8 protein-coding genes and 1 pseudogene are annotated in these 10,980 nt (G+C 43.3%); 6 read left to right on the top strand and 3 right to left on the bottom strand.

Annotated elements, in window-relative coordinates; translation table 11 throughout:
- The first annotated feature begins 316 nt into the window (after positions 1–316).
- Positions 317–1,147 (top strand): MetQ/NlpA family ABC transporter substrate-binding protein, encoded by an 831-nt coding sequence (locus CJU60_RS10535; RefSeq protein ID WP_095713757.1) that lies wholly within the window; start codon positions 317–319, stop codon positions 1,145–1,147.
- A gap of 2 nt (positions 1,148–1,149) precedes the next feature.
- On the opposite strand, the gene CJU60_RS10530 is transcribed toward CJU60_RS10535, so the two are convergent.
- Positions 1,150–2,229, bottom strand: coding sequence for a diguanylate cyclase DgcK (locus CJU60_RS10530; RefSeq protein ID WP_095713756.1), 1,080 nt, complete (start codon positions 2,227–2,229; stop codon positions 1,150–1,152).
- A gap of 172 nt (positions 2,230–2,401) precedes the next feature.
- Between CJU60_RS10530 and CJU60_RS10525 the strand changes: the two genes are divergently transcribed.
- Positions 2,402–3,793 carry an L-cystine transporter gene (locus tag CJU60_RS10525; protein ID WP_095713755.1) on the top strand — a complete coding sequence of 464 codons (1,392 nt, stop codon included), beginning with the start codon at positions 2,402–2,404 and terminating at the stop codon, positions 3,791–3,793.
- Between the two features lie 43 nt (positions 3,794–3,836).
- On the opposite strand, the gene CJU60_RS10520 is transcribed toward CJU60_RS10525, so the two are convergent.
- Positions 3,837–4,277 carry a hypothetical protein gene (locus CJU60_RS10520; protein ID WP_095713754.1) on the bottom strand — a complete coding sequence of 147 codons (441 nt, stop codon included), beginning with the start codon at positions 4,275–4,277 and terminating at the stop codon, positions 3,837–3,839.
- Positions 4,278–4,431: 154 nt separating this feature from the next.
- Here CJU60_RS10520 and CJU60_RS10515 point away from each other — a divergent pair, with 154 nt between their 5' ends.
- Together CJU60_RS10515 and CJU60_RS10510 are read left to right on the top strand one after the other, a co-directional pair.
- Complete coding sequence (locus CJU60_RS10515; RefSeq protein WP_024120703.1) at positions 4,432–5,001, top strand: YhcN/YlaJ family sporulation lipoprotein; 570 nt, start codon at positions 4,432–4,434, stop codon at positions 4,999–5,001.
- 121 nt (positions 5,002–5,122) lie between these two features.
- Positions 5,123–6,089: pseudogene (locus CJU60_RS10510) on the top strand (hypothetical protein).
- On the opposite strand, the gene CJU60_RS10505 reads toward CJU60_RS10510, so the two are convergent.
- Entirely contained in the window at positions 6,021–6,668 is a 648-nt protein-coding gene (locus CJU60_RS10505; protein WP_024120704.1) for a spore coat protein, read from the bottom strand. The pseudogene CJU60_RS10510 and the gene CJU60_RS10505 sit on opposite strands and share 69 nt — an antisense overlap.
- Before the next feature lie 144 nt (positions 6,669–6,812).
- Here CJU60_RS10505 and CJU60_RS10500 point away from each other — a divergent pair, with 144 nt between their 5' ends.
- Positions 6,813–10,379 carry a DUF6359 domain-containing protein gene (locus CJU60_RS10500; RefSeq protein ID WP_095713753.1) on the top strand — a complete coding sequence of 1,189 codons (3,567 nt, stop codon included), beginning with the start codon at positions 6,813–6,815 and terminating at the stop codon, positions 10,377–10,379.
- Positions 10,376–10,972 (top strand): sortase SrtA, encoded by a 597-nt coding sequence (gene srtA, locus CJU60_RS10495; RefSeq protein ID WP_095713752.1) that lies wholly within the window; start codon positions 10,376–10,378, stop codon positions 10,970–10,972. Before CJU60_RS10500 ends, srtA begins: the two co-directional genes overlap by 4 nt.
- Positions 10,973–10,980 lie beyond the last annotated feature (8 nt).

The following is a 10,980-nucleotide window of genomic DNA, read 5'->3' as shown; positions in this document are numbered from 1 at the left end:
TCTACCAGTAATTTTGAGAAAAAACAACTGTTAAACGAAACTTTTTTCGGAAAATAACATATTATTTTTCATTTTGATATTTATTTGCCGAAATGTATCTGTTTTTTCGATACGTGATCATATGTTTGCAGGACTTTTTACTTTAATTTCTCTTTACGCAAAGGTAGGGTAATAGTAATTGACAACCCTATCTGATATGAGTAAGGTAAAGTTAACCAATGTTACAAATGACAACGTTTATCAACTAAGAGCGTCTGATTTTTATGTCTGATATTGCTTGCATGCTCTAATAAATAGATAGGAGTATGGTGTCACAATGAAAAAGTGGCTTGTATGCAGTTTTGTTCTTATTCTTTTCATGTCATTTACTGCATGCTCACCGTCAGCAGAACATGAAACGATAAAAATTGGAATTGCTGAGTCGGACGAAGCGATATGGAACTATATCGTTAAAAAGGCTGAAGCGGAAGGGCTTGATATTCAGCTGATTCCATTCTCTGATTATGCAGAATCAGATATTGCGCTGGCTAACAAAGAGATTGATGCCAATGCTATTCAATCCATTTCATATTTTCAGTCGTTTTCAAAGAAATACAAACATAAACTGGCACCGCTCGGCACGACATACATAGCGCCTATGGGCATTTATTCAAAACGATATCAGCGAATCAAAGATATTCCGCGCGGTGCTGTTGTTGCTGTCCCGGATGAACCGCTCGATTTTGGGCGAGCCCTTACGCTGCTGCAGGAAGCGGGTTTGCTTACTTTGAAGAACGGATTTAATGGAACCGGTTCAATTGATGTGATAAAAGATAATCCGAAACACTTGAAATTGAAAACCGTACGCCAACAGGATGAATTGAGCGGAGCCGACGTGTTTGTGATGAAAACAGCCGCCGCAAAAAAAGCGGGACTGAACCCGCAGAAGCATACATTAAAGGGCGGCAGACAAACCGGGAAGGAAGATATGAATGTAATTGTTGTCAGAGCTGAGGACAGAGATCGCGAAACACTGCAAACCATCCTTGAACTCTATCAATCAGATGATACAGCGGCATTTATAGAGAAAGAGTATCAAGGGATGCTTGTTCCCGCTTTTTTGCCTTTACATCGTCTTTCAGATTGGAAGAATGAATTCAAAAAATGAATTCATTCTTTTTTTTCAGAAAACCATACTTTGTTTCGGCCGCTTTCTTTCGCTTTATACAGCATTTGATCAGCAAGAACCGGCAAGGTTTCCGGCTTATCTGTGTTTCGGGGGTAATGGGCTACCCCCAGTGAGGCCGTAACGGCAAGTTTTTCCCCGTTTGTTAATACAATCGGTGTATGACTAATCGAGTGCCTGATCCGTTCGGCGATTTGGAATGCTTTCTCGGGCGTGCAATTTGGCAAGAGGACGGCAAATTCCTCGCCGCCGATCCGTGCGGCAGGATCAGTGTTGCGGATATTTTGTTTTAGTCGGGATCCCAGCTCTTTTAGAACCTGATCCCCCTCATGATGGCCGTATTGATCGTTAATGGTTTTAAAGTGATCGATATCCATATAAATAAGCGAAAATTGTAAAGATGGAGTGTGTGCAGCCTGTTGATACAGGTCTTGTGTGATTTCTTCAAACTTTCTGCGGTTATAAATACCTGTCAAAAAGTCAAAGTGCGCCTGGAACTTATACTGTTTAAATAAAAGATGTGCATTTGTTTCATGCTCGATAATATATAGGCTGAGCATGCCGCCGATAATTGAAATCAGCCAAAAGTAAAAGTGAAGCTTAAGTGAATAGATATCAACAAATACATAGAAGAAAAAGGAGATGAAACCATTTGAAATGATTAAAAGTAACAGAACGTGTTTCAGCTGAACTTTTTCTCTCCTTGATGCAATAAGTGACAGCACGGCAGCGATACAAATTGTAATCATGGAATACAGCGCTGATTCATTCAAGCTGATCAGCATGCGGCCTGCTGCGATTATCATCAGGGCTGCCGCCGTAGACACCCAGCCTCCATAAAGAGCGGCGATCATAATAGGGATATTTCTAAAATCTATGATTGAATGGTGATACGTCAAACCAAAATTCATAAGAATAACCCCGAGGAGACCGCAGGCAGTTCCTTTTATTAACTGAAAGGACAGGCGGTCTTTTTTATGTATTAACCTTTCTTTAAACAGGTGGGTGAACAGATAATTAAATGTGATTAAAATGGTCAAATTTACGAACAGTTCTTTCAGCAATATTATCACCCTTATATAAGTTACTAAAGAAAGGGGGGAATGAAAAGAACAAAAACGGTATTCATTGGGTTTTTTTATCCAAATATTGATGTTGAAATAATTCTTACTTGAACTATCGGAATTTGTGTAATATAGTATATAAGAAAAATTTTGAAGGGAGAGTTTGCCTCAATTGGAGACTTTGCTAGTCATTTTGCACGTATTTATTTTACTTTTACTCATTATTGGGCTATTTGCCATGCAGAAGAAACATGTTTCTTTTTCAAAACGTGTGTTTACTGCCCTGGGGCTGGGGATCGTTTTTGGATTTGCGCTTCAGCTGATATACGGTCCGACTTCAAACATTGTGGTTCAAACAGCCGACTGGTTTAATATTGCCGGGGGCGGATATGTCAAATTGCTTCAAATGATTGTCATGCCGCTTGTTTTTATTTCCATTCTAGGAGCTTTTACAAAGATGAAGCTGACAAAAAATCTCGGGAAAATCAGCGGTTTGATTATCGGGATTTTGGTTGCGACTACAGCGGTAGCCGCGGCGGTTGGTATTGCGTCCGCCCTTTCCTTTGATCTTCAGGCGATTCAGGTTGACCAAGGAAATACAGAGCTTTCTCGGGGACAGGAGCTTGAACAGAAATCAGAGGAGATGACAGCGAAAACACTGCCGCAGCAAATGATTGAGCTGCTTCCTGGAAATCCGTTTTTGGATTTTACAGGGGCTAGACCGACATCAACTATCGGAGTCGTTATTTTTGCCGCTTTTCTGGGCATTGCATTTCTAGGTGTGAGACGGAAACAGCCGGAACAGGCTGAAACGTTCAAAAAATTGATTGATGCTGTTTACGCCATTGTCATGCGTGTTGTTACTCTCATCTTGAGACTGACGCCTTACGGTGTGCTGGCCATTATGACAAAAACGATTGCGACAAGTGATATTGACAGCATTTTGAAACTGGGTATGTTTGTCATTGCTTCATATGCCGCGTTAATTGTAATGTTTATCATCCACTTGCTTCTGCTGACGATCAGCGGATTAAATCCGGTTGTTTATTTGAAAAAAGCGCTGCCTGTACTCGTGTTTGCATTTACGTCACGATCAAGCGCAGGCGCTTTGCCGCTGAATATTAAAACACAAAGAAGCTTGGGTGTCCCGGAAGGAATTGCGAATTTCGCCGGCTCGTTCGGGCTATCTATCGGCCAAAATGGCTGTGCAGGCATTTATCCGGCTATGCTGGCGATGATGATTGCCCCGACAATCGGTCAAAATCCGTTTGATCCGGCGTTTATCATCTCAGTTATCGCGGTTGTTGCCATCAGTTCGTTTGGTGTCGCCGGGGTTGGCGGCGGAGCTACATTCGCTGCGCTGCTCGTTTTATCAGCGTTAAATATGCCTGTCGCGCTCGCCGGTTTATTAATCTCTATCGAACCGTTGATTGACATGGGACGTACTGCGCTGAATGTCAGCGGAAGTATGACATCAGGCCTGATTACCAGCAAAGTTACGAAGGAAATAGATTCTGGTGTATTCCAAGATCGATCCAATGTGATCGAAGCGGAAGAAGCCTAGTCATTTTAAAACGTGTAATCCCACGGGGGATTACACGTTTTTTTTAACGGCCGGGTTCTAAGTCTTCCAGCATTTCCATTACAGTGTTGTCATCCATTACATTCATTGCGCTTTGTTCGAAATGGATTGGCTCTGCATATTGCTGCTGTCTATTTCTGGCTGTTGTTGTGTCCGTTTGGCGATTATGCTTAGACTGAGACTGATGCTGTTGAGGGTGGCTTTGCTGCTGGCCTGCATGCTGCTGCTGCCGGCCATTTTGCTGACGATTTTGAGATTGATCTTGATTATTCCCGCCAAACGCCTGTTTCATCATATCTCCAACATTAGAAACATCAAACGACTTATTTTGAGAATTCCGGTTGCTCATTTGACCTGTAATAAACCCGCTGATTTTTTGCCGGATCTGCGGTGATAAAGCAGCAACAAGCACAGTTGAACCGATAACTAAGGCTGTCGGACTGATTCCTTTTCGCTGATTGAACAACGTGATCCCTCCTTTATAAGTGTATTGATATTTTCCCCTCTGATTAGACAAATTAACCGTTTTATTTCCCGGGAAAGCATTTCCGTTATTTTTTCATGCATATTTAGAGCCAATTAGAAAAACCTATAAGTAAAGTGATAAAGGAGGAATTCACATGCTTGGAAAAAAACAAGTCCTTGCGTCCATGCTTCTTATCCCTTTGCTTATGACTGGCTGCAGTATGGCCAATCAGGGTGAGGGCAGACGTGATAATGCAGAGCCTGAAAATGTTAACTACCGCAATCCGGCAAATGATAACGGCACAAGAAATATCAACAATGCAAATGATAGCCGTGACAACGTTGACAATAATATGACGAATAATGGTAATGACAATAACGGTAATGATAACCGTAAGTTGGAAGTTGCTGATGATGCAGCCGATAAAATTACCGATATGAAAGAAGTTAAACACGCGAATGTGATTGTTGCCGGAAATCAAGCGTATGTTGCAGTTGTATTAACAAATGGGAAAAAAGAAGTTGGAAAAGATCTGAAAAAGAAAATTTCCGATAAAGTTAGAGACACTGATAAGAACATGGACAATGTTTATGTTTCTGCAAATCCAGACTTTGTTGATCGGATGCAGGGGTATGGCGAACGGATTCAAAATGGTGATCCGATTGCAGGATTCTTTGATGAATTCAGTCAAACAGTACAACGTGTCTTTCCGCAAGCTGAATAACAGATAAAAAGCCGCATAACTTGTGCGGCTTTTTTCTTTGCAGAAATGACACGCTGTGAACTAAGGCTGCATAGAGTAAAAATAAAAGGTACAAGACGGACCGGCTCAGGGAGGGAGACGTTTGCAGGGTGGCATAGGAAAGCGTGCGGCATCCGCTCTATTCCTGTGCGGAGTCCTTGTGATGCTGGCCGTAAGCTCGGCCATCGTATCAAGCACGATGTATATTCTGTCTTTGCCAGGGCAGACATCTGGGATAACGAAAGAACAAGTGACGAAGCACATGAAGAAAGAGTCATTTAAACAGGCCGATGTTTATTACACTTCTAAGGAAAAATCCTTACTGCCATTAACGAAAGAAACGCTTGAATATGCGGTGAGTATTAATCAGGTCATGCTTGACTATTCGAATCATAAGCCTATTGATATTATTTTTTTTCCTAATGAAAAACAGATGGAGGCTTATTCCGGTTTATTGGATGTTGTCGGCTTTTATTCTGAGCGGGAGCAGCTGATCGGATTATTGCCTGAAGAGAAAAAGCAGCTTTTAGAAGGTGATGATGTAGCGGTTTATCTGTATCAGAGATTATTGATTCATGAGTACACACACCATGCGTTTCATCAGAAATTACGGGAGCTCGAAGCAGGTCCTGATGAGTTCCCCTTATGGTTCCATGAAGGATTAAGCGAGTGGATCGCGAACTATGAATTGCTCATAGATCCGATCACGTTTACTGTCGTGCCGTTTGACCGTTTGCAGACAGATCAGAACTGGCAGGAAGCTCGATCGGAATATGAAACCGATGTTTATTTGCAAAGCTTTTATATGATCAATGAGCTGACGGAAACATACGGGAAAGACATTATTTTGGAGATTATAAATGAAACAGCGAAAAAAGGGGATTTTAAAAAAGGGTTTAAAGCGGCGACGCAGGATAGTCTTGATCAATTTGAAAAAGATTTTACCAGAACGTTTGAAGAAAATGCGGCATTGGATAGTTTCTATCCAATGCCTTTTTTATTTAATGAAGTCCCTGCTGGCCCATACCGCCTTGAGTCGGAGGCATTTGTCCTTGTGCAGGGGCAAATGAATTTCTCAGTTGTTCCATATCCTGCGCGTCAAGCTGCGGAACTTGGTAATAACCATGTTTGTTTTGGTAAAGGAAAATCTCAAAAGCCATTTCGACATACTGCTGAATTTGCGCAGACAGTACACGTCTTACGGCCGGATTTGTCATTTCTAGAGAAGCCATCGTCAGCATAGATGCCTGTGCCTTAACAGCGCAAAGCATTTGGCGGCTGATGATGCTGTCATCAATGTCATTCATGGATTGAACAGGTTTCTTAGGCTGTGCCGGCTGCATACCGTAAACAGTCTGGTTGTCTTCTTTCATCATATAAGTTGCCGTTTTTTGTGAAGGCTCGCTTCCTGTTTTGAAGCACTCTGCCGTTAAGTTATATTGAGATGTAATGAATTGATATTGACGGTCAAGGATGTTTAATAATTCCTGATCCTTACAGAATTGTCTCAGCATCATAAACTGATCAAGCACAGTAAGCGTTCCGGAAAGCACCTCGTGCATATCAAACATTTCATGTCCGCCGTGATTTTGATGTGGTTTGCCTGGTATCCCTTTATTCTGTGATTGCTGCTGAAATTGCTGATCCAAACCGAATTCCTCCTTTTTTTTCAGATCAGCTGTATTTTGTGCTTGTCTGCGGTGTTTTATGCAGCGCCTGACAGGATTTATATACTGATTGTCGAAGTGATTATCAAATAAACGAATGATGCAAGATGTAAGGGAGGAAAACTGATGAGGCGTTTTTTGCATGTTGTTTTGATCATACTTTTCATTTTCTTGAATGTCATGTCCGCTTATGAAGCTGTAAGAGCTGCTGAGCCAGAACCAATATCGGTTGAAAAAGCGATACAGCAAAAAGAGGGGCAAGCTCTTGTCGAAGGATATACAATCGGCCAAGCCGTTTCACCCCAGCATTACAATCTGACAAGCCCTTTTTCAAATGATTATAACGTTGCTATAGCGGACAGCAAAAACGAGACATCACCCGATCACATTCTTCCCGTGCAAATCCCCTCAGCGTTTAGAAGCCAATTCGGACTGCAAACGAACCCGCTGCTTCTTGGGAAAAAGATAGCTGTTCAAGGTGAGCTTGAACATTATTTTAATACGGCAGGTCTTAAGAAGGTTCAGTCAATGGTCTTAAAGGATGACGCTGAATCTCCGCCGGCAGCACAGCCTATTACAATACAGGAAGCGCGCGGCCGAATGAATGAACATGTCACGATTAAAGGCGTTGTTACTGCCGATCAGAGCGCAATCGGAGGCGGAAAGCTGTCGACCTTTATGCAGGATGACACAGGCGGCATCAACATTTATTCGGCAGCACCAGAGAATTTCCCTGAGTTAAAAGAAGGAATGGACATTACGGTGACAGGGAAAATAACGACTTACCAAGGGCTTACTGAAATAGTTCCGGATACATCAGGCATCCGTATTACCCAATCAAATCAGCCTCTCCCTGTCCCTGAATTTTCAACGATCAATGAACTGGTCAATGGCAGCTTGGGTGATCAATATGAAGGGCGTCTTGTAACAGTCAAAGCTTATATTTCTTCCATTCCAAATTCTCAAGCAGGCGGCGGTTACAATGTTACGATGATTGATAATGATCACCACGCAATGACACTGCGTGTTATGAGTGAGACAGGTATCATTGATGAACTGACTGAGGATAAATGGTATGAAATCACTGGCGTGTTGAGCAGATATCAATCCTTTCAGCTTCTTCCGCGAAAATCAGCAGACATGAAGCTGCTTCAAGAGCAGCCTGCCCCGCCGTCTTCAGAAGGCGAATATGAAACTGTGGTTGATCGCGTTGTAGACGGTGACACCATTCATGTCAAAAAACCGATACTTGGCACGGCAAAAATCCGCTTTGTAAATGTAGACACGCCAGAAACATACCACACACCAAAAAATGAAGCGGATGAAAATCAATTAAGATTTGGAAAAAAAGCCTCTGACTATTTAAAAACTGTTTTGTCTCCAGGAGATCACATTACTGTAAAAGTCGGCAGCGAAGCCATGGACAGCTATGGGAGACTTCTTGGACAGGTTGTGACTGAGACAGGGGCAAATGTAAATTTAGAACTCGTGAAAAATGGCTATGCTCCAACATATTTTATTTGGCCCGTTGAAAATGAAGAGGATTATCAGGAATTTCAGGCCGCAGCCGCCAATGCTAAAAAGGAGCAAAAAGGCATTTGGAATGAAGCGGATCCTCTAATGGAAATGCCGTTTGAATTTAGAGCCAGAGAGCAGGGAAAAGGGCTGACAAGGTATGTGGGAGACTCATCAAACAAGACCTATGTTTCGCCAGCAGACTGGAAGCAGGTGGCTGTGGAAAACAGGATCTTCTTTGCTTCAGCAGCTGAAGCAGAGAGTGCCGGTTACAAGAAAAAGCAAACCTCTCTCCAAGAAAATATACCGCTTAGAATTTTAAGCATGAACGATTTACATGGGAAAATCGATCAGCAATACGAGCTTGACCTTGATGGAGACGGCACTCTAGATGGCACATTCGGACGCATGGACTATGCAGCTGCCTATTTGAAAGAAAAAAAAGCGGAAAAGAAAAACACGCTCACTGTGCACGCCGGGGATATGATCGGAGGAAGTTCGCCCGTATCATCTCTTCTTCAAGACGAACCAACTGTCGAGCTGATGGAGGATATCGGATTTGATGTCGGAACTGTGGGCAATCACGAGTTCGATGAAGGTACGGATGAACTCATGAGAATGTTAAAAGGGGGAGATCACCCGAAAGGCACTAGCGGCTATGACGGACAAAACTTTCCCCTTGTGTGCGCCAATTGTAAAATGAAGTCTACCGGAGAACCCTTTTTGCCGGCTTATGACATTATAAACGTAGAGGGCATACCCGTTGCTTTTATTGGGGTTGTCACACAGTCGGCGGCCGGAATGGTCATGCCTGACGGAATAAAGGATATTGAGTTTACCGATGAAATACAAGCGGTAAATGACACTGCCGAAGAGCTGAAGAAAAAAGGCATCAGGGCCATTGCAGTGCTCGCACATATGTCTGCCGAACAAAATGGCAGTACAATAACAGGCGAATCTGCTGACCTTGCAAACAAATCAGATTCTGAGATAGACATCATTTTTGCAGCGCATAACCATAAGGTCGTCAATGGTGAAGTGAACGGCAAGCTGATCGTTCAGGCGTTTGAATACGGAAAAGCGATAGGTGTCGTAGATCTGGAAATCAATAAACAGACAAAAGACATCGTCAAAAAATCGGCTGATATCGAATATGTCGATCAAAGCAAGAAAAAACCTGATGCCAGCGCCTCAGCTATTTTAAGCAAGTATCAGGCCCTTGCTGAACCGATTATCAGCGAAGTAGTCGGTGAGGCGGCTGTTGATATGGAAGGCGGTTATTCTAATGATGGCGACACACCACTTGGGAATTTGATTGCTGATGGCATGAGAGCGGCGATGAAAACGGATTTTGCGCTAATGAATGGCGGCGGGATACGGGAAGGACTGAAGAAAGGCCCAATTACATGGGGAGACCTTTATAACATTCAGCCGTTTGGAAATGTGCTGACGAAGCTTGAGATTAAAGGAAAAGATTTGCGGGAGATCATCAATGCGCAAATCTCACCGATTTTCGGCCCTGACTACAGCATAAGCGGGTTTACGTATACGTGGGATACAGAAACAGGCAAAGCGGTTGATATAAAGATGGCAGACGGAACCGAAATCCAGCCGGATGCCACATACACATTGACCGTTAATCATTTTATGGCGACGGCGACAGGAGCCAAATACCAGCCAATCGGATTGCTTGGAAAACATCCGGTTACAGGGCCTGAGGATTTAGAAGCGACTGTAGAGTATGTAAAAAGCTTTGATAAGCCGATTTCATATACGAAAGAAGGCAGAATAAAACTGGCTGAAGACAGTCAGGCTGAAGACCCAGTCACTGAAGACCCGGCAGACAGTCCGGGAACAGACGATCCGGGCAAGGTAAATCCGACACCTGGGGAAGAACAGCCTGATCTAAGAGAGACCCCGGGCACAGCTCCGGTCCATCAGCTGCCGCCTGCAGTCATTTCGACCTTTGAAGAATTAACAGAGACCAAACAGCCTGCCACTGCCGCCGGCCGTATAAACACACTGCCTTTGCATAAAGAAAGTGAGGAAAGCGGTTCTGATCATGAGCTTCCGGATACGTCAGCAGGATACTACAACTTTATTGTGATCGGCGCAGCGGTCTCACTGTCCGGAACGTATTTATATATCAGAAGGAAAAGGAGTGCCGCTACGACGTGAAAAAATATATTCCTCTTGTGATCATTGTGATCGGTCTTGTGATCACAGGCTACGGGGGCTTCAAACTGATTGATACCAGCATGAAAACAGAGCAGACATTAAAAGAAGCAAAAAAGGCGGCTGAACAGCCGCAGGCCATTGCAGGCACGAAGAAAAACGATAATCAAGCCGAGAAAAAATCATCGTTTAAGCCGAAGACCGGCCAAGCAAGCGGCATACTGGAAATACCGAAAATCAATGCGGAGCTTCCGATCGTGGAAGGGACCGATGCAGATGATTTAGAAAAGGGTGTGGGGCATTACAAGGACAGCTATTATCCAGATGAAAACGGGCAAATTGTACTGTCAGGACATCGGGACACCGTGTTTCGCCGAACAGGAGAGCTTGAAAAAGGTGACCGGCTCAACATCATCCTTTCATATGGTGATTTCACATATGAAATTGAAAAAACAAAAATCGTGGATAAGGATGATACCTCCATTATTACGCTGCAGCACGAAAAGGAAGAGCTCATTCTGACCACCTGCTATCCTTTTTCATACGTCGGGGATGCCCCGAAACGTTATATTATTTACGGAAAACGTATTTCGTAAAAAAAGCC

It is taken from the genome of Bacillus sp. 7705b, from assembly GCF_002289525.1.
GTDB lineage: Bacteria > Bacillota > Bacilli > Bacillales > Bacillaceae > Bacillus > Bacillus halotolerans.
The sequence above is the reverse complement of the archived record's forward strand: the minus strand, read 5'-3'. Positions and strand labels throughout refer to the sequence as shown.

Excerpts from the sequence above, each read along its gene's own strand:
- CJU60_RS10535 (WP_095713757.1), top strand. The coding sequence starts at position 317 with ATGAAAAAGTGGCTTGTATGCAGTTTTGTTCTTATTCTTTTCATGTCA.
- CJU60_RS10515 (WP_024120703.1), top strand. The coding sequence starts at position 4,432 with ATGCTTGGAAAAAAACAAGTCCTTGCGTCCATGCTTCTTATCCCTTTG.
- CJU60_RS10500 (WP_095713753.1), top strand. The coding sequence starts at position 6,813 with ATGAGGCGTTTTTTGCATGTTGTTTTGATCATACTTTTCATTTTCTTG.